The organism is Atribacter laminatus (genome assembly GCF_015775515.1).
Taxonomy (GTDB): Bacteria; Atribacterota; Atribacteria; order Atribacterales; family Atribacteraceae; genus Atribacter; species Atribacter laminatus.
In genome coordinates, this window is record NZ_CP065383.1 from 2460415 (window position 1) to 2486349 (window position 25935).

General features: G+C 36.5%; 19 protein-coding genes. 14 read left to right on the forward strand and 5 right to left on the reverse strand.

The window, feature by feature from the left end; translation table 11 throughout:
- The first annotated feature begins 438 nt into the window (after window positions 1–438).
- The gene (locus RT761_RS11080; protein WP_218111487.1) at window positions 439–1770 is read left to right on the forward strand and encodes a hypothetical protein; all 1332 of its coding nucleotides are present in this window, start codon (window positions 439–441) and stop codon (window positions 1768–1770) included.
- A 428-nt stretch (window positions 1771–2198) separates the two neighbouring features.
- Here the strand turns inward: RT761_RS11080 and RT761_RS11085 are convergent, their stop codons facing one another.
- Window positions 2199–2984 carry a GntR family transcriptional regulator gene (locus RT761_RS11085; protein ID WP_218111488.1) on the reverse strand — a complete coding sequence of 262 codons (786 nt, stop codon included), beginning with the start codon at window positions 2982–2984 and terminating at the stop codon, window positions 2199–2201.
- A gap of 349 nt (window positions 2985–3333) precedes the next feature.
- On the opposite strand from RT761_RS11085, the gene RT761_RS11090 reads away from it, so the two are divergent.
- The 13 genes from RT761_RS11090 (at window position 3334) to RT761_RS11150 (ending at window position 19039) form a co-directional block, all read left to right on the forward strand.
- Window positions 3334–4647, forward strand: coding sequence for an ABC transporter substrate-binding protein (locus tag RT761_RS11090; protein ID WP_218111489.1), 1314 nt, complete (start codon window positions 3334–3336; stop codon window positions 4645–4647).
- Between the two features lie 93 nt (window positions 4648–4740).
- On the forward strand, window positions 4741–5625 hold the full coding sequence (locus RT761_RS11095; protein ID WP_218111490.1) for a carbohydrate ABC transporter permease: 885 nt from the start codon (window positions 4741–4743) through the stop codon (window positions 5623–5625).
- Entirely contained in the window at window positions 5625–6452 is an 828-nt protein-coding gene (locus RT761_RS11100; protein ID WP_218111491.1) for a carbohydrate ABC transporter permease, read from the forward strand. Before RT761_RS11095 ends, RT761_RS11100 begins: the two co-directional genes overlap by 1 nt.
- Before the next feature lie 27 nt (window positions 6453–6479).
- Entirely contained in the window at window positions 6480–7658 is a 1179-nt protein-coding gene (locus RT761_RS11105; RefSeq protein WP_218111492.1) for a uroporphyrinogen decarboxylase family protein, read from the forward strand.
- Between the two features lie 345 nt (window positions 7659–8003).
- Window positions 8004–8999: a LacI family DNA-binding transcriptional regulator gene (locus RT761_RS11110; RefSeq protein ID WP_218111493.1), complete on the forward strand. Its 996-nt coding sequence runs from the start codon at window positions 8004–8006 to the stop codon at window positions 8997–8999.
- Window positions 9000–9204: 205 nt separating this feature from the next.
- Entirely contained in the window at window positions 9205–10506 is a 1302-nt protein-coding gene (locus tag RT761_RS11115; RefSeq protein ID WP_218111494.1) for an ABC transporter substrate-binding protein, read from the forward strand.
- Window positions 10507–10605: 99 nt separating this feature from the next.
- On the forward strand, window positions 10606–11544 hold the full coding sequence (locus tag RT761_RS11120; protein WP_218111495.1) for a carbohydrate ABC transporter permease: 939 nt from the start codon (window positions 10606–10608) through the stop codon (window positions 11542–11544).
- A 2-nt stretch (window positions 11545–11546) separates the two neighbouring features.
- Window positions 11547–12395 (forward strand): carbohydrate ABC transporter permease, encoded by an 849-nt coding sequence (locus RT761_RS11125; RefSeq protein WP_218111496.1) that lies wholly within the window; start codon window positions 11547–11549, stop codon window positions 12393–12395.
- A 30-nt stretch (window positions 12396–12425) separates the two neighbouring features.
- Window positions 12426–13565, forward strand: a complete 1140-nt coding sequence (locus tag RT761_RS11130; RefSeq protein ID WP_218111497.1) for a Gfo/Idh/MocA family protein — start codon at window positions 12426–12428, stop codon at window positions 13563–13565.
- A gap of 118 nt (window positions 13566–13683) precedes the next feature.
- Complete coding sequence (locus RT761_RS11135) at window positions 13684–16086, forward strand: glycyl radical protein (protein WP_218111498.1); 2403 nt, start codon at window positions 13684–13686, stop codon at window positions 16084–16086.
- Window positions 16083–17030, forward strand: coding sequence for a glycyl-radical enzyme activating protein (locus RT761_RS11140; RefSeq protein ID WP_218111499.1), 948 nt, complete (start codon window positions 16083–16085; stop codon window positions 17028–17030). The genes RT761_RS11135 and RT761_RS11140 overlap by 4 nt, the downstream gene beginning before the upstream one ends.
- 50 nt (window positions 17031–17080) lie before the next feature.
- Window positions 17081–18043, forward strand: a complete 963-nt coding sequence (locus tag RT761_RS11145) for a thiamine pyrophosphate-dependent dehydrogenase E1 component subunit alpha (RefSeq protein WP_218111500.1) — start codon at window positions 17081–17083, stop codon at window positions 18041–18043.
- A 24-nt stretch (window positions 18044–18067) separates the two neighbouring features.
- Window positions 18068–19039, forward strand: a complete 972-nt coding sequence (locus RT761_RS11150; protein ID WP_218111501.1) for an alpha-ketoacid dehydrogenase subunit beta — start codon at window positions 18068–18070, stop codon at window positions 19037–19039.
- A 79-nt stretch (window positions 19040–19118) separates the two neighbouring features.
- Here RT761_RS11150 and RT761_RS11155 read toward each other — a convergent pair whose 3' ends face one another.
- From RT761_RS11155 to istA, 4 genes are all read right to left on the reverse strand, one after another.
- Window positions 19119–20498: an IS4 family transposase gene (locus RT761_RS11155; RefSeq protein ID WP_218111502.1), complete on the reverse strand. Its 1380-nt coding sequence runs from the start codon at window positions 20496–20498 to the stop codon at window positions 19119–19121.
- 653 nt (window positions 20499–21151) lie between these two features.
- Window positions 21152–22342 carry a uroporphyrinogen decarboxylase family protein gene (locus RT761_RS11160; RefSeq protein ID WP_218111503.1) on the reverse strand — a complete coding sequence of 397 codons (1191 nt, stop codon included), beginning with the start codon at window positions 22340–22342 and terminating at the stop codon, window positions 21152–21154.
- 768 nt (window positions 22343–23110) lie between these two features.
- Complete coding sequence (gene istB, locus RT761_RS11165; protein ID WP_218110943.1) at window positions 23111–23854, reverse strand: IS21-like element helper ATPase IstB; 744 nt, start codon at window positions 23852–23854, stop codon at window positions 23111–23113.
- Window positions 23847–25400, reverse strand: a complete 1554-nt coding sequence (gene istA / locus RT761_RS11170) for an IS21 family transposase (RefSeq protein ID WP_218110944.1) — start codon at window positions 25398–25400, stop codon at window positions 23847–23849. The genes istB and istA overlap by 8 nt, the downstream gene beginning before the upstream one ends.
- Between the last annotated feature and the right edge of the window lie 535 nt (window positions 25401–25935).

Genomic DNA, 25935 nt, shown 5'->3' on the forward strand with positions numbered 1-25935 from the left:
CATTTTTACAACATTGGTCTAGGGTGCCAAATGAAAATCTTATAAAAAGTTCATATTATAGGATTTTCATGAAATTTTTAAAAATTTACGCATAGGCTCATTAGTAAAATTACATCTTTATGGATGTAATTTTTGCTAATAATTTTTCACCTTGATGTTCTGTCAAATTGAGGTGAAATAAAAAGGAATTGGTAATAACTGAAATATTCCTTCTTCCTCGATAGGGTAGAAGTCAAGAACGAAGGAGAAATTTATATTCACTACTCTTCAGGCATCATTGTATTTATGTGATAACATTTCTATAACTCAGTGTTTATATTTATTTTACCATTATTTCAAAGGACCAAAATTATCTTTCCTAAATAATGTTAAAATAAACAATAATCACAAAACCACTAAATTTTTTTATGTATTAATTAACTTCAGGGAGGAATTGGTATGACGACGATATCAAAAAAAGACAAAGAGGTCCTTCGTAAGCTGGCGACCGAATTAGCTGAATATGCCTCATTGCCAATTCATCAGCAAAAAGCTGATATGTGGAAACATCTTAATGACCTCGAAAAAGTAAAACCAATGATATGGATGAATGAGATTCCCTGGCATGAATTAGGACCTGAAGTCAATTCTATTGAAACCACTAGCGAATTGTGTCGAAGACAAGAGAAGCGAATCCGCCAGCTAATTTATCAATGGAAATATATGCCTGGCGACATGGTTTTGGAGCCGAAAATTGTTTGCCCGCTGGTCATTCATGATACTGGATTTGATGTTCTCCCTCAATTAAAAAACGCTGAAGGATATACTGGTATGGCTGATACCATCATGGTTGATGGTGCATCGCATTTCGATCCGGTTATTGAAAATGAAGAAGATATAGAAAAAATTAAGATGCCAATGGTTGAAGTCAATTGGGAAGAAACCGAACAGAATTATCAACTTCTCCAGGATGTTTTTTCAGGCATCCTCCCAGTTGAAAAAAGAGGTATCTATGATTTTGAGCTTTTACCCTTGGAGAAAAAAGGAGCCAATGGATGGAAAACCTATAGTAGTTGGTTTGGATTTTGGTTTGCTCCTTGGGATGACTTGGTTCAGTGGTTAGGGGTGGAACAAACCCTGTTTGGTTTGACAACCCGACCTGATTTCATTCATAAGGTTATGGGACGCTTGGTTGACGCGTGGCTGCATCGATTAGACCAGTATGAAAAGCTTAACCTTCTCGCCTTAAATAATGGCCCGAATCGGATAGGTTCAGGAGGGTACGGTTTTAGTAACCAACTCCCACAAGCTGATTTTAACCAGAACCATATACGTACCATTGATTTGTGGGGAAGTTGTGCCGCTCAAATCTTTGCTGCGGTTTCACCACAAATGCATGAGGAATTTGCCCTCCAACATGAGAAACGTTGGCTAGAAAGATTTGGTCTGACTTATTATGGTTGCTGCGAACCATTACACAAAAAAATTTCAATCCTAAAGCAAATACCGAATCTTCGTAAAATTTCCATGAGTCCCTGGGCTGATCTTAACGAAGCTGTTCAAAAGGTTGGGAATCAATATGTCCTATCCCTTAAACCAAGTCCAGCCATCTTCGCCGTGGAAGCATGGGATCTCGATGAAGGTCGAAGGCAGCTGATTTCTATTTTGAAAAAAACCAAAGGATGTTCTGTAGAAGTTATTATGAAAGATATTAGTACTTGCCGCAACCAGCCACAACGTTTATGGGAATGGGCCAAGATGGCTCGGGAAGTGACCGAGGAGTTCACTTGATGATATCATCATGTACCCATGAATAAATCCTAATGCTACCTGTCGGCAACAAATAAATATGAAAATCAAAAAATAGGGCGTAAAAAATTGCGTTCTACAGTTTTTTAAATCTTTTTTGTACGAGCCTGATTCATCAAGCTCGTCAATGGGTTTGCATGATAGACCTTCATGCTACTTTCGTGGCACCAGATAAGGATGAAAATGAGTTGCTCCCTCACCCTGACCCTCTTGTACGAAGGGGCGAGGGAAAAAAGAACAAAAGAATTCAGAGTTCCTTCTTCCTTGATGGGAGAAGGTGAGGATGAAGGTGAAACCACTGATTGAAAACCTGGCTTGGTGTTTTAAAATTAGGCCTGAATGAAAAAATTAAATTTACTCCTTCATCTAACCCAAGTTTTTCATTGAAGCTATTTATTCAGTTTGTTATATTAAGAACGTCTGAAAACTCTCACCGAGAAGCGAGCCTTATCCCCTCGGAACTTGAGGAGAAAATACTCCACCGGTATTCCATCAGCTGTATAGGTAATTCCTTCCATTAATAAAAGCGGCATTCTGGTAGTGATATTGAGCAATTGAGCTTCCTTTTTAGAGGGCATCATTGGTTCAAAGCTTTCCTGACTCATGACCAAATCAAGCCCATAACGCCTCTTTAATATTGAATGCAGGGAGGGCTGCTGATTGAAGTCAATCTCTAAAATATCGGGACAAAGCTTCAGAGGAAGATAGGATATTCCCAAATTAAAAGGTTCTCCATCCCCGTAACGAACTCTCTCCAAAACAATCGTGTCTTCTTCTTCCTTGATTTTTAATTTTTCTGCAATTTCAACTGGAGCAGAGATAGTTTCAAATCTGAGAACTTTTGAAGATGGTACATATCCTTTTCTCTTCATTTCTTCGCTAAAACTGATTAACTCTTGAGCATAATCTCGAACAATATGAATCGCTGGTACTACAGTACTTATCTGACCACGTCGCTTAATGATTAAGCCCTCACTTACCAACTCTTGCAAAGCTTGTCTCACAGTTGGTCGACTCAAATGATATTTTTCTGCCAATTCTCTTTCCGAAGGAAAAGAAACATCAAATAAATGTTCCTCAATCTGTTGTTTTAGAATTTCTTTCAACTGGAGATAACAAGGAATAGGGCTTGATTTTGAAACAAATTTGTTTGTAACATTATTTTTAGATTTATTCTGCTCATTTACTCCTTCCAAGCTTGTTCTCTCCTATTTTTTATGTTTAAAAAGAACGATCAATTTAACAAACTTAATAGCTTGAGTTTAACTCTAAATTTTCATATCAACAAAATCAATAGGAATAATTTATTATAAAAATTGAATTTTTTCTAATCAATACTCACTCCGATAATTATTGACAAAAAGCTTATTGATAACTTACTATGTATAGCATATATGAACTGGTAAAGATATGTAGATATATTTTAAAGGAATCAATCATTTTTGTAAATATTTTATTTCATACAAAGAAAGGGGTGAAAACGAGTATTTGTTATAAGGAATGTTGGGTTAGAAAATAGTTATTGATTAAAAGGAGGATATTTACATGAAAAAAACAATTCGTCAATCATTCATTTTAGGAATGTTATTCATTTTGGTTTGTTCAGTTTTTGTTTTCGCTTCCGATGTGAATTTTGAGGGTGTTGAACTTACCGTGCAAATGCAGGACCACTCGGCTACACGGGCAATTCAAAAGCTTCTTCCCGACTTCGAAAAAATGACTGGTGCTAAAGTTAACCTGGTAATTCTCCCATTTTCTGCAATGAAAGAAAAGCAACTCATCGAATTGGCTTCTCGAAATGCAACCTACGATGTCATCATGTTGGATTACCGAGATGTTGCAGGTTATGGTGAAGCCCGTTGGATGATCGATTTAGGCCAATACTTAGGTGGACCTTTGGCCGACCCGAATATGAACCTTGAGGATTTTCTCCCCACTGGTGTTCAATCTCTCTCATGGAGAGAAAAACTATATGGACTCCCATTTTATATCGAAAGCACTATGTTGATGTATCGTAAAGATCTCTATGATGAAAAAGGACTGACTGTTCCAGAAACCTGGGATGATCTCTATGCCAATGGGAAGCAACTTAATCTTGATACCGATGGCGATGGAACTGTTGATTTTTATGGATGTACTTTACGCGGTTTACGTGCAATTGGTTATAATGATTACATTTTTAATGGATTCCTTAAATCGTTCGGTGGTGAGTATTTCAATGCTCAGTGGAAACCAACCTTCAATAGCGAAGCTGGTGTCAAAGCATTAGAAACCTATGTTACGATTTTAAAAGATTGTGGGCCACCAGCAGTTGCAACCTTTGGTTATGAAGAAGTTATGCAAGAAATGATGCAAAATAAAACCGCTCAAGTTATTGATGCTACTATGCTTGGAACTTGGTTGGAAGATCCAGAAATGTCACAAGTGGTTGGAAAAAACGGTTATGCCATGGCTCCAAAAGGCTCTGTGCAAAGAGGAAGCAGTTTCTTCGGTATGGGGCTAGGAATACCAGTATTTTCAAAAAATCCTGATGCAGCTTTCAAATTCATTGAATGGGCCACTAGTGAAGCCGTTCAAATGTCCTTCGTTAATGAAGGAGCTTTTATGACCCGAGCTTCAGTGCTCAATGCTCCTGAATTCAAGGAAAGATGGCCACTGTTTGCTGGTCTGATAGTTGAATCCTTGGCTGATGCAAAAATCACCTATACACCAATTCTCCCCGAATGGCGTGAAGTTGCTGATTTTGTGAGCATCGCAGTATCGACAGCTCTTATCGGAGAAAAATCGCCACAAGAAGCTTTAGACATTGCTGCGGCTGAAGTTGATAAAGTCATGAAAAAGGCTGGCTATTACAATTAGCAACCATTTAATAGACTAAACTCCATTGGATCTGATAATCAGAATTTTTTAAACCTGGTTATCAGATCCAATTTTAAAAAAGGAGGCCATTCATTGCGATCAATTAAGCATGACTACACCCCATATTACATCTTAGTTCCCACAATAGTTTTTATTCTTCTTTTAACTATTTTTCCCATGGTCTATTCTTTTTATAACAGCTTGGTCGATGTAAATTTGCTCAAGCCTTATCTTCCTCCGACTTTCATCGGTCTTGGTAATTATTTTGCACTTCTGCAAGACGCTCGTTTCTGGAATTCGGTTTTTAATACTCTTTATCTAACATTTTCTACTATTGCTATTGAATTTTTCCTTGGTTTAGGAGTGGCTTTGCTTTTAAATCGAGAAATTGCCGGAAATCGGGTCACCCGAACCTTAATTTTGGTTCCATTTATGACCACACCGGTTGTAGTTGGTCTAATTTGGAGGTTTCTTTACAATTATGACCTTGGTATTATTAACTACTTTTTAAAGATTCTTCATCTCTCTCCTATTTTGTGGCTTTCTGATCAGTCAATTGCGTTGAAGTCAGTTATTATTGTTGATGTATGGCAGTGGACACCTCTGGTTGCTTTAATCCTTCTTGCTGGTTTACAATCTCTTCCTGTTGAACCATATGAAGCAGCGCAAGTAGATGGTTGCTCAACCTGGCAAAATTTTCGCTATATAACTCTACCCTTACTTAGCCCAGCAATATTAATGGTCTTTTTAATTCGAACTATGGATGCCTTAAAGCTTTATGATTTAATTTATGTTCTCACTGAAGGTGGACCAGGGATATCAACTGAGACCATCAGTTATTATCTTTATGTTATTGGGTTTAAGTTGTTTTATACTGGAAAAGCTGCCGCTGGCTCTTATATCTTGTTAATAATTCTCATCATAATTAGTAACCTCTATATTCGTTTTATCAGAGGACAAAACCGGGAGCAAATATAATGAAGAAATCCAAAAACAGATTGGCAGATATACTCACCCATATCGGAGTAGCAATTGTCATTATTGTTGCATTATTACCGGTGGTATGGCTGCTCATGACTTCTTTTAAGAAACCAGTTGATGTTTATGCAATGCCACCCAAAATCGTCTTTAACCCAACGGTAGAAAATTATGTCACTCTTTTTGTAGAAAGAAATTTTCTCCATTACCTCAACAATAGCATTGTTGTTTCCTTTTTTGCCACTTTCATCTGTGTTTTTTTAGGTGCCTTAGTTTCCTATGTTCTTTCCCGATATCGAATTAAAAAAAAGGAAAATATTGCTTTTTGGTTTCTCTCTCTTCGAATGCTTCCTCCCATTGCTGTTATTCTACCTTACTATTTGTTATTCAGAAACCTTGGTTTATTGGATTCTCGGATTGCTTTGGTTTTGGTCGACATCACCATTACTTTGCCTTTTTCAGTATGGATGATGAAGGGATTTTTTGAAGAGGTTCCAATTGAATACGAAGAAGCAGCTATGGTTGATGGATGCACTCGTTTCCAAGCCTTTTTACGAATTATTCTCCCTTTGGTACGACCTGGTTTGGCAGCAACAGCAGTTTTTTCCCTTATATTTACCTGGAACGAATTTTTATTCGCACTCATTTTAAGTGGCGAAGGAGCTAAAACTCTTCCAGTCGGAGTAACTGGATTTGTAACTTTCGAAGGAATTAAGTGGGGTCTGCTGGCTGCTGGAGGAGTATTCATAATAGCCCCAATTTTAATTGCCAGTTTGTTTATCCAAAAGAATTTAATTCGCGGTTTAACTTTTGGTGGAATTAAATAACTGGATTCAACTGAGGAGGTACAGTTTATGGCTGAAAAAAATCAGTGGACATCAAGAAAACGAGTATTCGCAGCATTAAATCATCAAGAACCAGATCGAATACCGATCAATTTTGGTGGGTGTGCTCAAACTACGATTTTAGAATGTCCGCCCGATGGAATGAATTGTACAAAACTATATCAATATTTAGGAATAACCAACTATGAAAAACCAATAACAGGAGCACTGGCAAATCAAGTTTACAACTTAGACGAAAGAGTAATGAAACGCTTTGGTTCCGATTTCCGCCTTATTCTACCGAATGGTTCAGAGATTCTTGATCATCCCGATGGAAGTAAAACAATTTTAGGAATATCCTGCGGATTGAGAATAAAGAAGATGGGTTATTATGACGACGTATTTGAATTTCCTTTGCAAAAATGCACCACCCTGGAAGATATTAGAAATTATCCCTTTTGGCCCAGCGACGATGAAATAAAATCCTTAGCAGTGGGGAAGAGAGAAGAGATCAAGCAAATTCGAGCTCAAACTGATTGTGTAATTATTGAGGATGCCTATTTAGCCTATCCTGCATTATTATATGCTATGTTATCTGGTTACGATAAATGGCTGCTTGATATGAAGTTGGATCCTCAGTTTTATTTTGCTCTTTCTGATCGACTATTTGAAATTGGACTTAAGGTCATCGAATACTTTATCGGAGAAATCGGTGATTTAATCGACATTATTGGAACCTATGATGACCTCGGTACTCAGGAAGGGGCAATTTTATCCCATGCTGATTATGAAAAATTTTTAAAACCTTATGAAAAAAGAATGATTGAAGCTATCCGGAAAAAAACTAATGCAAAAATTTATCGGCATAGTTGTGGATCGGTTTACGATTTTATTCCTGATTTTATCGAATTAGGTGTTGATATCCTTAACCCAGTTCAGCCTTTGGCCAAAAAAATGGAACCTTGGCGTTTAAAAAAAGAATTTGGCAAAGATCTGACTTTCATGGGTGGACTTGATATCCAGGAATTGTTACCTCGTGGTTCAATTGAAGAAATTCGTCGTGGGGTTAAAGATCTCATAAAAACCTATGCACCAGGGGGAGGGTATATTTTTGCTACCTCACACAATATTGAGCCCGATACGCCAGTTGAAAATATTGTTGCTATGTTCGAAGCCGCCTTGGAATATGGGAATTATCCGATTCAATAAACCATTACAAGCCACTAACTTTCATTCGATATTTGTTAGTGGCTTGTAAATTAGATTCTCTATTAATTTATAGGAATATTCGTATATTTAAATTTCTTTAGTAAGGTAATCATTTTTTTAATTAATATTAAATCTTAATCTAAATCAATGCCTTATTGAATGCGCAATTTAATCATAATTCCTTTCTCAATGAAATCGAGAAGTTTTAGAATGTTAAAAAATCTTAATTATATGCCACCAATAACTTAGTTAATCTCCCATAAATGAGAAAAAAAATTAATTGACAAAACTTTTTATATTTGTTAAAGTGAAAACGTTAAACCTTAAATAAATGGTGATAATATAATGAATATCACAATTAAGGATGTGGCTAAAAAAGCCAATGTTTCAGCAACAACCGTTTCACGAGTAATCCGTGGGAATCCAAAGGTGAGTTCTGAAGTTAGAGAAAAGGTATTGAAAATTATTAAAAAACTTAACTATGTTCCCAACGGAAACGCTCGAGCAATAGTTAAAAAAAGGACCAATGTCATTGGTTTAGTTTTTACTGATATTTCCAATCCATTCTACCCGCCCTTACTTCGAGGAATAGAAAATACTATTAATAAATCCAACTTTAGTTTAATTCTTTGTAATACTGACGAAGACCCCATTAAAGAGGAAAAATTTCTAAGAATTCTTTTAGAAAAATGTATCGATGGATTGATTATTGTTCCTACTAAAACGGATGTTCCTTTTCTCGAAACTTATGAAGCAAGAAGAATTCCAATTGTTTGTGTTGATCGTGTTGTCGAAAATATTCAAACCGATTCAGTAGTAGTTGATAATTTACGAGGAGCTTATAGTGCAACTCAATATCTTATCGAAAATGGACATGAACGAATAGCAATTATTGGTGGCGACCAAGAAATATATACTATTTCAGAGAGGCTCAAAGGATATTTAAGAGCCTTGGAAAGACATGAGATAATTTTGGATTCTTCATTTCAAGCGATGGGTGGATTTACTATTGAGGATTTTGTCAATTCAACGATTAAATTATTTTCTCTTCCCAAACCACCAACGGCAATTTTTTCTGCCGGTAATTTAGCTACAGTCGGCACCTATATTGCAATCAATAAACTACAAAAAATCATTCCAAAAGATGTCGCAGTAATTGGTTTCGATGACCTTACTTGGGTTGAAGCACTAAATCCACCTCTTACTGCAGTGTCTCAACCAATTTATCAAATTGGAGCAACCGCTGCACAACTTCTTTTACAGAGATTAATGGATGAAGGTCCAAAAGAGAAACAAAACATTGTTCTTAATACAACAATGATTTTTCGAAAGTCAGATTAGCTAATGAAAATTATAAATTACCGAATAGTTACTAATGTATCGAATAAGTATTTATATACTAAATATTAATATTATCTGCCTTATAGGAATGTAATCGTGTCAAAAATATTTAGAATAAAACTTTATTCAAGGGAGGTGATAAAAAGATCAAGCGGGCATTATAAGTAAATTGATTATACTCAAATTATGAGGAGGAATGGAAGATATGAATACAACATCGAAAAAAAGCTTATTAATCTTTTGTTTAGTTCTATTAATAAGTATTAGTTTTTGTAGTATTAGTTTAGCAGCTGGTAAAACATTAGTATTTATTGCGGGGCCACAAGGAAATGTTTTATGGGAGCAATTGATACCCCAGTGGGAAGAAAAAACAGGAAACAAAATTGAATTTATTAATGTCCCTCGTGAAGAATTTGATGCTTTTCTTAAATCTCGAATTGCCGCGGAATCACAAATTGATTTAATTATGTACGACCCACAGTTCCATCTCGATTATTATAAAAGAGACATTCCCGCTGATATAACTAATGCTTTTTCTGATTCTAAATACCCAAACATTCGTGAAGATAGATTCAAACAAGGTGCACTCGATTTTAAGCGGATGGCAGGTAAAATCTATTACATTCCAATTAACTTGATGATGACTGTTTATTATTACAATAAAGATATATACGAAAAATATGGAATTGAGGTCCCTAAGACAATTGAAGACGAAGAACAAATCGCAACAAAACTTGCTGGTACAGATATTATTCCAATGGCTTATGCAGGTAAAGAAATTTGGTGGAATCCAATGCAGTATTACCGACTACTTCCAATGTTAACTGCTGGAAATTCAACAGAATTTGCTGAAGCCACTATTCGTGGAGATATTAAATGGACATCTCCTTTTTACGTAAGAGGACTGGAGATAATGAAGTGGGAAATGGATAAAGGAATATTTACCAAAGAGTCTCTTGGGTTGGATTACAATACTTTAACAACGCTTTTCTTACAAGGTAAGGTGGCAACTATATACCAGGGTTCTTGGTTCTATTCAGAACAATTAAGGCCGTCATTAACTGAAGATTTCCATCTTGGTGTCGCTCCTATTCCATCTCTTTCTCCTGGTATTGGGCAACCGTGTGGATGTGCTGATGTTAACATTTCTGTTTATTCGAAAACTGAAAATCTAGATGAGGCTTTAGATTTTATCGATTTCGCTGTGAGTAAAGAATCAGCTGAGTTAGCTTCAAAATACTTTTTCAGTGCTATCGAAGGTGTATTGCCTTCAGATCCAGTTTTGGCTGAAATCGTAAAAATGTATGATGGTATACCTATTGCACATTTAGTTGATCATTTGTGGGAACCAGAAATTACTGAAGCTTTTAAGTCTCAGCTTCAAAGACTATTACTTGGTGATACAACTCCTATAGATGTAGCTAATTATATACAAGATGTTCAAGATACATTAATAGAAGAAGGAAAGGATTTTGGAGCGATTCTAGGCAAGAATTATAGTTATTAATTGTTTTTACCTCATTGTTATTATGATTAATCATAATAACAATGAGGTATTCTTTCTAATTTCACTTTTAAGTATTGAATTTTTTTAGGGAGATTTTTAATGAAAGCAAATGACCCGTTGGTGATCCAGAAAGAAAGTAAAAATAGAATTTTCTCTGAATTTTTTAATAAATTTTTTAGTAATCCTTATGTAGGCATTAGCCCAACTGTTTTAATGTTTGCCTTATTTCTTCTTTTTCCAGTAGTGTTCGTTTTTTTTACCAGTTTTCATAATTGGGATGGAATTGGTCCAATCACTAAATTTGTTGGTATAAAGCATTTTATTGATTTATTTATAAAAGACAAATTATTTAAAATTTCTTTCTTAAATACAATTGTTCTTATTGCTGGTGCAATTTTAATCCAGGTTTCTTTAGGAATGTTCCTTGCTCATTTAATTCGAGGAGTAAAAGGACAAGCAATATTTAGGGTTATTTTTCTTTTGCCATTAGCTATGCCTACTGTTTGTGCTGGTATAGTTTGGAATATGATATACAGTCCAGGGGTAGGGTTGTTAAATCTCCTTTTTAGGGAAATCCCGTTTTTATCAATTTTCGGATTAGATAAAGTAATTTGGTTAGGTGATCCAAAAACGGCTCTTTTTAGTTTGTTATTAACATATAGTTGGCAATATACAGGTTTATACGTAGTAATAATATTTGCTGCTCTTCAGGGAGTTGATCCAGATCTTTTTGAGATGGCTGATTTAGAAGGTGCCAATTGGCTAAGAAAATTAGTACATATAACTATACCTTCCATTAAAAAACAACTTTTTATTTGTTTTATGCTATGTGTGGTTTTTACTGCAAACCTTTTCCCATTGGTTTATATAATGACAATGGGTGGGCCTGGTAATTCCACAGAGATATTAGGCCTAACAATTTATAAATATGGATTCAGATTTTTTAACATGGGTTCAGCTGCCGCTATGTCGGTAATACTAATGTTATTTGTTATTCTAACCACGACTGGCTTTACAAATCTTTTAAGGGATAAGTAAAAATGTATAAAAAATCTTTAATGCGAAAAATAAAAAAGAATTATCCAAAAATTATTCAATATATTGTATTGATTTTTATAGCATCAATTTTTTTGTATCCTTTTATATGGGTTTTTATTTCCTCATTAAAGGATAAAGGGAGCATTTTAGCTAATCCTTGGGGATTGCCAACAAAATTAATATTTAATAATTATTCACAAGCTTGGCAACAAGGAAACTTGGGGAGAGGAATTTTTAATAGTCTTTTTATAACCTGCCTATCAGTTGGAATAATACTTATTGCCGCTTGCCCAGCTGCATATTTCTTTACAAAAGTTAAGTTTAAAGGGAAATTTCTTTATTATCCAATTCTTATGAGTATGACAATACCAACAACAGTGCTCATGATTCCTTTAACTTTTTTAGGAAAAAGATTAAATATTCTTGATAGTTATCAAGGGTTAATATTCCCTTATGCAGCGCTTTATATCCCTCTTGGAATATTCATTTTATCTAATTTTTTTGTTTCCCTCCCTAATTCTCTTGAAGAAGCTGCTTTTCTCGACGGCGCATCAAGAATAAAAACATTAATCCATATTATTCTACCAATTTCAAAACCAGCAGTATTTTCTGTTATGGCATTAGCTTTTACTTTTATTTGGAATGAATTTACATTAGCATTAGTTCTGGTTACTGATCCTTCTATTTTTACAATACCTTTGTCAATAAAGTCTTTTGCGGGATCTTATTCTTATGAATTCAATTTGGTTTTTGCAGCACTTGGTATTGTTAATATAATATTATTTATTATTCTTATGATTCTTCAAAAACATTTTGTTAGGGGAATACTTAGTGGTGCTTTCAAGTATTAGAAAGAAGCATATATCTATAAGGGGATTATCATGAAAAAAATTGGAATAGCTTTAATAGGATATAACCTAATGGGAAGAGTTCATTCCCGTGCCTATCAAGATGTAAAAATGTTATTTTCTCCTCCTATTTTACCTGTAAGAAAAGTAATTTGTGGGCGATCAAAACAACTGGTTCAAGATGCTCAAGAAAAATTAGAATGGCAAAACTTTGAAACAAATTGGGAAGATGCTATTAAAAGGGAGGATATTGATATTGTTGATATTTGTACACCGGTATATCTTCATAAAGATATTGCCTTAAAAGCGGCTGAGCTTGGCAAACACATAATATGCGAAAAACCCATGGCAATGAATTCTATTGAAGCAATCCAGATGCTCAAAGTTGCCGAAAAGAATAAAGTTAAACATATGGTAATGTTTAACTATCGGAAAGTACCAGCAATAAGTTTAGCATATCAATTAATTCAAGAAGGAAGAATTGGAAAAATATATCATTTTCGTGCTCATTATTTACAGGATTGGTTAATAGATCCAAGCTTTCCCATATACTGGCGTTTAAAACAAAACCAAGCCGGTTCTGGTGTTTCCGGCGACTTAGGATCTCATATTATTGACTTAGCTCGTTTCCTGGTTGGGGAAATTAAAGAAGTTGTTGGTGCTGAAGAAATTTTTATTAATGAGAGAGAATTAATTGATGATCAGGGAAGTAGAACTGGATCTATGGGCAAAGTTGATGTTGAAGAAGCTACGTTATTCCTTTCTCGGTTTGAAAATGGTGCTTTAGGTACTTTTGAAGTGAGTCGTATGGCAAATGGAAGAAAAAATTATGAATTTCTTGAAATAAACGGGAGCAATGGGAGTATAGTGTTTAATTTTGAAAGAATGAATGAATTGCAGTTTTTTTCAAAAGAAGATCCTTCACATATACAAGGATTTAAAAATATCCTGGTTACTGAAAAGCATCATCCTTATATGAAAAATTGGTGGCACGCAGGGTTAGTTATAGGGTACGAAGAACCATTTGTGCACAATATAAATGATTTCTTAATTTCAATTGATAAGAATACAAATCCAGAACCAAACTTTCTAGATGGTTTAAGAACTCATCAAGTTCTTGATGCTATAAAGAAGTCAGTGCAGGAAAGATGCTGGATAACTGTTGATAAATAAATATTTAAAGCTTGCTATGACGATTTCATTAAAAACTCATTTTAATTTTGAATAAAAATTTTATGAATGTGTTCTCTTTATTATAATCGTTTTTTATTTCGGAGGGAGTGATTATACTTTGAAAAGAAAAAATAGCAAGCGAATTAATAACCTTAGAGAAATGGTTGTGTCCACCCGACCCGAGATTTGTCCTGAAAGAGCAGTGATTGTTACTAAAGCCTATCAGGAATTTTACAACCAACCAATGGGAATTCTTAGAGCCAAAGCTCTTGAAAAGATTTTAAGCGAAATGTCAATTTACATACTACCAGGTGAGTTATTAGTCGGAAATCACTCTAGCAAGCTTCGGGCAGCACCGGTTTTCCCAGAGTTCGATGTTAATTTTTTAGAAAAAGAAATGTCGGAATTTAATAAACGTTCTGGAGATATGTTTGAAATCGACGATGAAAATAAAAGTAAGTTGGCTGAGATCGTTCCTTTTTGGAAGGGCCGTACTATCAAAGATTACAACCACGCTATGTGGACCGAAGAAAATAAACTTTCCGGTCAAAATTATGTTAATGTCATTGATAATGAATGGAACCTGGAAAATAGCGATGGTCATATATCAGTAGATTACCCAAAATTAATAAACTTTGGTTTAAGCAGTATTATTTTTGATGCTAAGAAAAAGTTATCCCTTTTAGACATTGCCGAGCCGGAAGAGTTGAAGAAAAAATATTTTTATGAATCAGTTATTATTGTAGCGAAAGCGGTGATTAAGTTTGCTCATCGGTTTGCTGAATTAGCAAAATTGGAAGCTCTAAACGAGAATGACCCATCAAGAAGGTTGGAATTAGAAAGGATAGCTGAAATTTGTGGTCGTGTTCCAGAATTTCCAGCTCGTAACTATTACGAAGCCTTGCAGTCACTCTGGTTCGTTCAACTTGCTATTCAGATTGACGGGAATGGTCATTCGGTGTCTATTGGTCGTTTTGACCAGTTTTTGTATCCCTTCTACAAAAGCGATATTGCTTCAAAAACCCTCACCGAGGATGAGGTATTTGAACTCACCCAGATGTTTTGGATAAAGCTTTCTTCGCTGACCAAACTCCGTAGCTGGTCACAAACTCGTTTAAATGCCGGATATCCAATGTTTCAGAATCTTACTATTGGTGGGCAAAAACCCAACGGAGAAGATGCTTGTAACGAACTTACTTTTCTCTGTTTGGATGTTACCGAATCTCTTAAACTTTTTCAACCAACCTTTACTGCTCGAGTTCACAAACAATCACCTCGCAAATATCTAAAGCGTTGTACAGAACTTATAAAACAGGGATTAGGAATGCCCAGTTTTTTTAATGATGAAGTTATTATTCCTGCTTTGATTAATAGAGGAGTAGAAGTGGAAGATGCACGAAATTATTCAATGGTAGGATGTGTCGAACCAGGTGTCCAAGGAAAATGGGGAGGTCGTTATGGGGCTTGTCTTTTTATTCTCCCAAAATGCTTGGAGTTAGCACTTTATGATGGAAAAGACCCCCGGACTGGAATCCAGCTTTGTTCTGGTAATGGGGATCTATCAACTTTTACTTCCTATCAGGAATTGTTTGATGCCTATGAAAAACAAGTAAAATACTATGTTAGACAACATGTCATCCGGGATAATATACAAGATCTGGTCTGGGAAAAATATCTCCCAACTCCTTTAATAAGTTGCTTAGTTTCTGATTGTATGGAACGAGGCAAGGAAATCAAAGAAGGAGGAGCAGTTTACGATTATACCGGTGGCCAAACCGGTGGCATTGCTAATGTCGCGAATTCCCTTGCTGCAATTAAAAAACTGGTATTTGAAGAAAAGAAAATTACTGGTGCTGAGCTTAAAAAATACTTAGAAAACAATTTTGAAGGAATTGAAGGTGAAAAAGTTCGTCAAATGCTTATCAATAAAGCACCCAAATATGGAAATGACGATGAATATGTTGATTCAATTGCCCGGGAAGCTTTCTCTGTATTACTCAAAGAAGTCTCGAAGTACCATAACACCCGTTACGGCAGAGGACCGATTGGAGGAAGTTTTCACCACTCGACTGCAAGTGTTGCAGCAAATGTCCCTTGGGGAATGGTTACAGGTGCAACCCCCGATGGCCGAAAAGCATACACACCCCTAGCTGACACTGAATCACCTACACATTTTACTGACCTCAATGGACCAACAGCAATAGTTCTTTCTGCTTCCCGATTAGAACACATTTTAGAGTCCGGCGGGGCAATTCTAAATTTAAAATTTAGTCCGATTGTTTTTGAAAATGGGGAAAATTTGGAAAAACTAATCGATTTAATCCGGACTTACTTTGATCTGGATGGAATGGAAATTCAAATCAATGTGATATCTGCAGATAAGTTACGGAATGCTCAAAAAAATCCAGAAAAATACAAAGATCTCTTAATTCGGGTTGCTGGATATAGTGCTTATTTTGTTGATTTAGACCCACTTATACAAAACGATATCATTGAACGGACCGAGAATATGTTGGTATGACCCAATCAATCAAAAAACAAGAAATTTTGAATTCTCAAAAACACCAGGGATTGGTCTCAGAAATACAGAGATACTCGGTACATGATGGCCCGGGTATCCGTACTGTTGTTTTTTTAAAAGGTTGTCCTCTGACCTGTCCTTGGTGTTGTAATCCTGAATTAAAAAACCCCCTTCCGGTCATCGGTTATCATATTGGAAAATGTATTGGTTGCCATAGCTGTGTAAGCGCTTGTCCTGAAAAAGCGATAAAAATAGATACCAATGGTATTTATTTAGATCGAAATCGATGTAATGCTTGTGGATTCTGTGTTGAAAGCTGTCCCTCTGGAGCCCTTCGACTCCACGGGAAAATAATGAGTGTAGAAGAGGTAATCAAGGTTGTTAGCCGTGATCGACTTTTTTATAATAACTCAGGCGGAGGAGTAACCATTTCTGGAGGGGAACCTTTTTTTCAGGCTGATTTTCTGATCACTCTCCTTTCTACCTTCAAACAATACTCAATAAACACTGCCATTGAAACCACTGGTTATGTTCAGTGGCCTATAATGAATAAGGCACTTCGCTATTTGGACTTTTTACTCTTTGATTTTAAAATTTTTAACCGTGAAAAACACCTTCAGGTATTAGGGGTGGATAATGAAATAATCAAGCAAAACCTTATCCGTTCTAGTAAAAAAGGAATTCCTATTCTAGCAAGAATTCCAATTATACCTGGTTTTACTGACGATTCTGAAAACATCAACCAGATTGGCCAGTTTCTAACTACTATCAATAACATTCAATCAGTACATATCTTGCCTTACCATCGGATAGGGTTATCAAAGTATCGACAGATAGGAGAACCGTATCTTCTCGATCAGGTTGAAATTCCATCAAGAGAGAAAATTGTGAATATTGCTGCAGTATTAAAAAGTTATCAGTTACCGGTTGTGATTGGTGGATAAAAAAACGAATAGAAATTAAGAATAAATGTTTCAAAAAGGAGGTTAATCTTGTGGAAGAAGTTGACATAAAAGTTTTGTTTGATATCTACAAAAAAATGAACTTAATAAGAAAATTTGAACAAAAAGCTATTCAACTCTATTGGGAGGGAATTAATCGTGGCGCCCTTCATACTTATATTGGAGAAGAAGCTGTTGCTGTAGGTGTTTGTAGCGCCTTACGCAAAGGAGATTATATTAGCAGTACCCATCGAGGTCATGGTCATTGTCTGGCTATGAATGGTGATCCAAATTTAATGTTAGCCGAACTTTTAGGAAAAGAAAACGGTTATTGTCGAGGTCGTGGAGGATCAATGCACATAGCAGACCTCGATCTGGGAATATTGGGAGCCAATGGAATTGTTGGCGGAGGAATCCCAATGGCAGTTGGTGCTGCTATGGCTCTTGACTATCAAGAGAAATCCAATGTTGTTGCCTGCTTTTTTGGTGATGGTGCAACGAGCACTGGCGCTTTCCACGAGGCTCTTAACTTGGCTTCTATTTGGAATCTTCCTATCCTTTTTATTTGTGAAAACAACTTCTACGCAATTTCTACCTGTGTAACCAATGCTATAGCCATTCAAGACCTTGCCAATCGAGCTAAAGCATATGGAATGACCAGTCAAATAGTCGATGGAAATGACGCAATCCAAGTTTATCAGGAAACAAAAAAAGCCAGGGATATAGCAATTTCTGGAAATGGACCGGTTTTCTTAGAATGTAAGACTTATCGTACTGAAGGTCACTGGGTCGCCGATCCTCAGATTTATCGGGATCGGAAAGAGGTAGAAGAATGGAGAAAAAAATGCCCTATTGAAGCATTAAAGAACAAGATATTACAAAAAGATGTGAGTAAAAAGAAACTGTTGGAATCAATTGAAAAAGAAGTGGAACAAATCATTCTCCAGGCGGAAAAGTTTGCAAAAGAAAGTCCAGAACCAAATCCAAAAGATGTGCAAAAGTTCGTTTTAGTTTAAAAGGATATGGGAGGTAAAAATATCATGCCAATAATGACTTTTGCAGAAGCTTTGCGAAATGCCTTGTATATAGAAATGAAAAAAGACCCGAAGGTTATTTTACTTGGTGAAGATATTGGAGTATTAGGAAATGTATTTGGTGTTACCAAGGGATTTCTTGATGAGTTTGGGTGTAAACGAGTCAGAAGTACTCCTATTTCAGAAGCTGCCATAACCGGTGCTGCTATTGGAGCAGCCATGCTTGGTATGCATCCGGTAGCGGAGATTATGTATGTCGATTTCACTACGATGGCTATGGATCAAATTATTAACCAAGCAGCAAAGATGCGGTACATGTCAGCAGGAAAAGTGAAAGTTCCCATGGTTTTAAGAACTCAGGGAGGAGCAGGTTCTGGAGAAGCTGCACAACATTGTCAATCCTTAGAATCCTTATTTATTCATGTTCCCGGATTAAAAGTAGTCATGCCTTCAAATCCTTATGACGCCAAAGGACTTTTACTATCGGCAATCCGAGACGAAAATCCAGTGATATTTATTGAGCATAAACTCCTTTATCCTATAAAGGGAGAGGTCCCCGAAGAGGAGTACACAATTCCTTTGGGAAAAGCTGAGATAAAAAAAGAGGGGAACGACCTTACTATCGTTGCAACTTCTTATATGCTTCAAAAAGTTTTAAACACGCTTCCAGTATTAGATAATGAGGGTATTTATCCAGAAGTTATTGATCCTCGAACCTTATCCCCCTTAGATACAGAAACAATATTCCAGTCAATTCAAAAAACCCATCATTTATTAGTTGTTCAAGAATCTTCAGCTCCTGCCAGTTTTGCAGCAGAATTGCTTGCTGTTGTGAGCGAAAATTTGTTTGATTACCTTGATGCGCCCCCCAGAAGATTATGTGGATTAAGTGTTCCCATCCCGTATAATAAAAAACTGGAAGATGCATCTATCCCCAATGAAAAGGATATTATTAATATTATAAAAGATATTTTATAAATCTAGACCATATTATATTCGTTTATCATTAAATAGGCTTTAATACATTATTTTTTTAGATGCAGCTTTGGTTATCCACTCAACTTTCGCAGTTCAATAATAGCACTTTTCCTCTCAACCATGCTGGGAGACTATTTACAAAATAGATGAGTAGCTCTTTGACTTTGTCTTCTGAAAGAACTAAAAAATTTTTCATAGTGGATTTAAGGAGTTCAAGGAGTAAGGCCAGCGCTTCCATCAGGGTGATATCCTGAATCTCATCATAAATAGAATAGAAGAGTTCCCCAATGGTACGGGGATCGGCGTTCCTCCGGGCAACGACTGCGAGCATAATATACCGGATAAAGACAATACTGGTATGAGAGACCAGGGCATCATAAGACCTGACATGAAACTCCCGAGCCAGTTTCAAGAACGATTTCACCATCTTGAAGAAGACTTCAATGTCCCAGCGCTTCCCATACAGGGTGACGATCTCTTCTCCAGAAAGGGAGAGATCGGTCGATAAGAGTGCCAGCCATTGGGATTTTTGTTTTTCACTTTTGACAAAGACGATGCGAGCCAGGAGCGGTTCACCGGTATAATTTAAGTTCACCACACCGGAACCAATGATATTTCCATTCGGTCTTTTTTGAATCCGGTTGAAAAGAGATGAAAGAGAAAGGGCTTTCCCGCCAAAAGAGTAGTAAATTTTTGGGGTGTTTTTGAGCATACACACCACAGAAAGTCCCCGGGTTGAGCATTTCCGGATGAGGGTTGGGAAGCTAAACCAACTATCAAAAAGGATGGTATGAACCAAGGGACAGCATTTGAGTGCTCCATCTAAGAGTTTCAAAAGCACTTCTGGAGCCTTTTCCTGGGATTCTTTGCGAATTCGAGCCCTGAGGATCCGTCGATCAATAGAAGGATCCATTGGATAGAGTTGGTTTTTGTGGTGATGGGAACTTAAGAGCGAAAAGGAAAAGGGGATGAAGGTGGCTCCATCAGTCAGACCGAGGGTGAGCATCCGGAAACCCCGGCTGAAACGCCCTCTTGAGTGGTCAAAGAATCGAGAAAGACCTTCGACGCTTGTGCTGCGGGGTCGCTCATAAGGAGAATCATCTACCACCCAGGTATACCGTTTCGGTGTTGTAAAGGGAAGTAGGGCTTCATTCACCACTTTGGCACTCAGTAGAAATAAGAATTTCCGCCAATTACAGCGAGTCTGCTGGAGGAAACGGTAGATGGTATCTTTCTTTCCCTGAAAGGGATTATTCCTGGAATGGAGAAAACCCGAGAAGCTTTTCCCGGTGAAGGCAAGGAGAAAGATCATCTGAAAGACTTCTTTGACTGGGATCCCCTTCTCTTTGTAAATATGACATTTCCGAAACAGTTGGTTCAATTTGAACTCCTTCATAAAGGAGGAAAACATGGGTAACAAGGTCCTTTCATTTTCCACATTTTCTGGTAGTATAGTCATAAAGACACCTCTCTCTTTTTGGGAATTGTTTTATTACCTAAGTCAATTCTACCAAAAAGGAGGGGTGTTTTCATTAAAAATCCCTTTAATATCAAGGTTTTTCTGTATTTATTTTGGTGCGAAAGTTGAGTTATCCATTAAAAAAAACAGATCGGTCAATAATTTCACTTGTTAAAATATATTAGTATCGGCGAAACCAAGAAATTATAGTGATATTATTAACCATTATTTCATTATAAGTTTTATTGCTTATCACAGAATGAAAGTTAAGATACTTGAACTCATAGTAGAAAAAAACCTAAAAAAGTATCAATGAGACCTAGATTATCATCTTTTTTATACATTTTTAATGTTATCAATAAAAAAAATACTTCGAACCAGCAAGAACACATTCAAAGTCATTTTATGCAATCATGATATCAGAAAAGAAATATTCTTATTTATAGATGAATAAATATTTGAATTTCAATTTATTTTAAAATTTTTACAATTATATTTTTATTAAGTTAATCAAACCATAATAATAATATTTAATATAATTTATTATATTATACTATAATTTTATATCAGTATAAATGTGAATGAGTTTTTAATTATCAGTATACTTTTATTCAAATGATTCAAAAATTGAATTAATGCTAAACAAATAATTGCTAATCTATCTCTTTTTTAATTTTCTCACCCAAAATGACTTTACCAATATGAGCCCATCGATAGATATTATTGAGGTCGTCTTCGAGGGTGCTAATTAATTGCATACCATCAGCTCGGACCGTCACTGGCAAACCACTGGTTACTTCTCGAACTGATGTAAGATGAGCTGTTATTTCTTTATCACTTGCTTGTTGAACATCACGCAAAGGATGAAGAACAACCTCTAAGGATATACCGGAATCGCGAAAATTTTCTACTGATTTTTGTAGGTTGGTCCATGGGCTAACGTGAACCATTTCTAGGTGAGGAATTGTTTTTATCGTTTTTTGTAACTTCTCGGTATTACCACAACTATGCCAATACGAAATTCCCCCGTAAAAATTACTAAGTTCAATTTCATAAGGAAGAACCAATTCTTCATAGAATCGGGGAGAGATCATCGGAACATTCACTTCATCGTTATAGAGGCTTCCTACTTGGATTGGAACACCCATAAAGTCAGCTCTCTGTTTTGACCATTTTTTTCTTGCATCGGTGGTTAATCTCATTAAATCATGAACAAATGTTGAATCTTCTGTCATATCAATAATAATCTGATCCATTCCTCGCAAATGGCAAGCAAGACCAAAAGGTCCTCGACACCATTCCGGCATGATTACATTAAAATCACTTGGAATCCTATTTTTTATCTCAAGAAAAAAGGCATGAACTTTTTCCATAATATGACCTTTAAAAAAATCTGGGATAGATAACCTATCAAGATTCTTGGTATTTTTTAAAATTGGCTCTCGCCCTAACCAGGGATCTTTGTCGCTCGTGTATTTTTGTTCCATTCCAAAAAGAGAAGACTCAAAACCTGTTCCCATCCATAATGGAATAGCACGACCTATTGGGGTCTCGTCGAGGAATTTTTCAAAACGATAAACTTTCATGTTTAATTCAGCTAATAAGTAAGTTGAAGGATTATTGTAATAATCATTAAGATGGAATTCTAAAATTTTACCCCACATCTCGTGCTCGGGTTCAATCGTAATAGGTATATATGATAGATCTTTTTTGGGTTTACCATGCCAATACGCTTCTGCAGTATTAACAATAGGAACCCATGCGTTATTACGCCTTTCATTTTCTTTTGAATTTTCAAGATTTCTTATTTTCTCAAAAAGGTAATCCAAATCAGTATTTAACATTTCTGTATTCCTCATTTCATTTATTTTATTATATAGGGAATAGGATTAAAGCATATTAAAAAAATGGTATTAGTTGATTTTTATAATAAGAATTTTTACAGGTTTTTTTAATTTTTTCTCTTTTCTTAAGAATGAAAAATTTTTGGCAGTTTATCAAAAGAAAATAATGAATGAAAAAAAAGTATGGTTCTATCAAAAATAATTTGCTTGATAACTCGAAGCACTTTAAGTTTATTATTAGTACACTACAAAATTATACAAGCTGATAGGGTATATGAATTGCATTTGTTGAAAAAATTCTTCAATAAAAACCAATAGAATAGATAGTTTCGAATTATTCTAAACACTAATAGGGTATTTCTATATGTTTACAAATATATTAATACCAATTCGTTAACTTTATGTTTATTGTCTTATGATAAACCCAGTAGTATGATGTTTTAGACCCATCGAGTGCACCAAATAAATCCACTAGGTGCATACGTTAACTCCATAGCTATATATGACGGTTTAAATGAACCACAATAGCTATAAGCCCACTTTTCCGAATCATGAGTTTTACTGTTCTGAGAATAGTACTCTTTGATGGGTAGTTTGAAGGAACAAGATTAAGATTTCTATAGAACACCAGATGCCGAGGCTGTGGAGAGCGTGAACAACGTGTTTTGGTCGTCCACGAAGCGGAGGGTTGTCCACAAGAGGTCGGTACTATCCATCAGCCTCTTTAACCGGCAGACATAAATACACTCTTAATTACTTAGTTCTGGCTCAATTTTTAATCCCATGTCGTTCCCTCATTGACACTTTGCCGTCAATAAGGATGGTATAGGAATCATGGACAATACGATCAAGAATGGCATCTGCTAGTGTATCTTCGCCGATCTTTTCATGCCACCCACGTGGAGCAAATTGGGTGCAAAAAATAGTAGAAGCATTCTGATGTCTTGCTTCAACGATCTCAAGGAGATCCATTGCCTGGGTGTCTTTAAGTGGAGTTAAGAGCCATTCATCCAAAATGAGTAAGCCAACCTTTTTGTACTTCTTCATCACCATCTGATAGACACCTTCACCTCGAGCCACTGCCAGTTCATCCAGAAGATCCGGTAGTCGGATATACTTAACGGTATAATAGTTGCGACAAGCCGCCATACCAAAAGCACAGGCAACATAAGATTTCCCGTTTCCAGAGGCACCCATGATGATGAGGTTGCGTTTCTCCTGGATGTAAGCGCACCCAGATAGCCGTAGGATTTGTGCCTTATCTAGTTTCCTGTCGGCATGGTATTCAATATCTTCAATGCTAGCCTGAGGATAGCGGAAATCTGCTTTTTTAATGAGATGGAGCAGTTTATTGCTTCTGCGTTTAGCCCATTCCACATCAACAAGAATACCAACCCGTTCTTCAAACGATAGCTCCTGATATTTCTCATCAGACAGTTGGCGTTTGAAAGCATCCGCCATAGCGGAGAGTCGCATGTCATGCAGCTTGTTCATGGTCGTAGAATTAATCATTGTCTTTTCCTCCATAGTAGCCGGCACCCCGGACAAATCCGTAGATGTTGGGATTGTCTTTTGTCGCTTTTTGTCGATCTGATTGGACTGATATTCTATCCTGACCGGTTTTGAGGATGGTCTGGATGATTTTGAAACTCGGACTGGGCGTGTAACAAAGTGCCCGCTGGCACGCTTCTTCAAAGCGGGATAAAGAATACTTGTCAGCGAGTTTCATAAGCGATGTACAAGAACGGTAACCTTGTTTCTCAACTCTTGATGCTGACAAAAGAGCATTCACCACAATGACGGCATGAGGTCCAATGGAAGCAGCCCAATTCCTAAAATGATCAGCATTTACAGCCAGGTACTGTTTATGTTTCTCTGGCATGTGATCCGGTACCGTGACAATCTGGCCTTCCTGACCGCGAATCCGAATATGGGAAGCAATGCGATGATTGTGGTAAAAAACTTCAACAGTTTTGCTGGTTATACGTACCTCCACTTGATGCCGGATGTACTCATAGGGCACTGAGTAGTGATTTTTATCCACAATTATGTGATAATCGTACTGTACGGACGCCGTTGACCAGGTGGCAAGCTCGTATGGGGAAGTAGGCAAAGGCAAAAGCAGTGCTTTTTCCTCTTCTAGGAAGGCGCTTTTCCTGCTTCCCGGCTTCTTTTGAAAAGGTTTCTGGTTGAATTCTTCCAGCTTAAGACGGATGGCGCTATTCAGTTCGTGTAATGAAAAGAACTGTTGGTTTCGCAAAGAGGCAATGATCCAGGTGGAAATAATACCCACCGTACTTTCGGCATGGGGCTTGTCTTTGGGGCGCCTGACTCGGGCTGGAATGACTGCTGTCCCGTAATGCTCGGCCATTTCTTGATAGGTTCTATTAATCTTGGGATCTGGTCGAGAGGCTTTATCTACACTGGTTTTTAAATTGTCTGGCACGAGGATTCTGGCCACTCCACCAAAGTATTTGAACGCATGAACATGAGCATTGACCCAGCTTTCCATATCCATTGACAGGAAGGCTTCTACATAGGCATACTGGCTGCAAGATAGGCTCGCTACGAAGATATAGGCTGGAATAAGTTCACCGGTTAGATTATCAACAATAAAACCAGTCTTTCCAGCCCAGTCCACTTCCAGCATTTCACCGGGTTTGCGCTTAATGCGCATAGTGGCTTTGGTGGTATTGGCATACTTATGATAATACCGACAGAATTGGCTGTACATGAGTGGGATTTCACCATTGAAGCGGCATTGTTCATGGTACTCATGCCACAACAAACTTAAGGTGACACCACTTTTGGCCATTTCTTTATGAACATATTCGCAATCCGGTATTTTTCGATTGGACTGACTCCTTTTTTCCGGAAAAAGGAGTTCCTGAAGATCTGCATCCGACATGTTTTTATCGAAAGGCCATGAAATCTCATGCCTTTCTGCCCGTTCAACCACATTACGGATTGTGGTCCGTGAGCACTGGCAACTGGCAGCAATGCCACGTTGACTCACACCTTGGCTGTGAAGCCGAAGAATTTCTCGATACTTGATCATTTATTTGATCAGCCTCCTAATGAAGATTTACACTTTACAGTGTATTTCCTCATTATATGTCAGGTGGATCTCTCCATGACCAAGGTGGGCCTATTTGATACTCATGGTGGACCTTTTTGAGTATACGAGTGGGTCTATCCCAAAATATTACTCACTTTATATGTGATGAGGTGAAAAACCGTTTCAAAATCGCGGTTATTGAGACATCGCCTCCTTATTGTTTGATAAGCTTGTAAATCGCTTTTAATCCTACAAAAAAATTTTTAATATTTATAACCTTTAAAGCCTGAGTTATTTATTGATTCCAATTATTAACACTAACATGAAAAATAATGAGTGTCCATATAAATCAATAATTTCGTTTATAAATCAATGAAAATTCAAAAAAAATTACCTTTGATTTAGATCATGCTAATCTTTCTATAATTTATTGCTTTTAAATCAATGAAGTTATGTAAAGTTAGTGAGTATATAACCTAAGCTTTTAAGTAATTCTTCATTTTATAGTTGAAAAAATTATCCGATTTAAGAAAGT

What these genes read in the sequence shown, in the direction of transcription:
- RT761_RS11100 (WP_218111491.1), top strand. Translation starts at nt 5,625, where the DNA reads ATGAAGAAATCCAAAAACAGATTGGCAGATATACTCACCCATATCGGA.
- RT761_RS11080 (WP_218111487.1), top strand. Translation starts at nt 439, where the DNA reads ATGACGACGATATCAAAAAAAGACAAAGAGGTCCTTCGTAAGCTGGCG.
- RT761_RS11120 (WP_218111495.1), top strand. Translation starts at nt 10,606, where the DNA reads ATGAAAGCAAATGACCCGTTGGTGATCCAGAAAGAAAGTAAAAATAGA.
- istA (WP_218110944.1), bottom strand. Translation starts at nt 25,400, where the DNA reads ATGATCAAGTATCGAGAAATTCTTCGGCTTCACAGCCAAGGTGTGAGT.
- RT761_RS11110 (WP_218111493.1), top strand. Translation starts at nt 8,004, where the DNA reads ATGAATATCACAATTAAGGATGTGGCTAAAAAAGCCAATGTTTCAGCA.
- RT761_RS11160 (WP_218111503.1), bottom strand. Translation starts at nt 22,342, where the DNA reads ATGTTAAATACTGATTTGGATTACCTTTTTGAGAAAATAAGAAATCTT.
- RT761_RS11150 (WP_218111501.1), top strand. Translation starts at nt 18,068, where the DNA reads ATGCCAATAATGACTTTTGCAGAAGCTTTGCGAAATGCCTTGTATATA.
- istB (WP_218110943.1), bottom strand. Translation starts at nt 23,854, where the DNA reads ATGATTAATTCTACGACCATGAACAAGCTGCATGACATGCGACTCTCC.
- RT761_RS11130 (WP_218111497.1), top strand. Translation starts at nt 12,426, where the DNA reads ATGAAAAAAATTGGAATAGCTTTAATAGGATATAACCTAATGGGAAGA.
- RT761_RS11155 (WP_218111502.1), bottom strand. Translation starts at nt 20,498, where the DNA reads ATGACTATACTACCAGAAAATGTGGAAAATGAAAGGACCTTGTTACCC.
- RT761_RS11140 (WP_218111499.1), top strand. Translation starts at nt 16,083, where the DNA reads ATGACCCAATCAATCAAAAAACAAGAAATTTTGAATTCTCAAAAACAC.
- RT761_RS11090 (WP_218111489.1), top strand. Translation starts at nt 3,334, where the DNA reads ATGAAAAAAACAATTCGTCAATCATTCATTTTAGGAATGTTATTCATT.
- RT761_RS11105 (WP_218111492.1), top strand. Translation starts at nt 6,480, where the DNA reads ATGGCTGAAAAAAATCAGTGGACATCAAGAAAACGAGTATTCGCAGCA.
- RT761_RS11125 (WP_218111496.1), top strand. Translation starts at nt 11,547, where the DNA reads ATGTATAAAAAATCTTTAATGCGAAAAATAAAAAAGAATTATCCAAAA.
- RT761_RS11115 (WP_218111494.1), top strand. Translation starts at nt 9,205, where the DNA reads ATGAATACAACATCGAAAAAAAGCTTATTAATCTTTTGTTTAGTTCTA.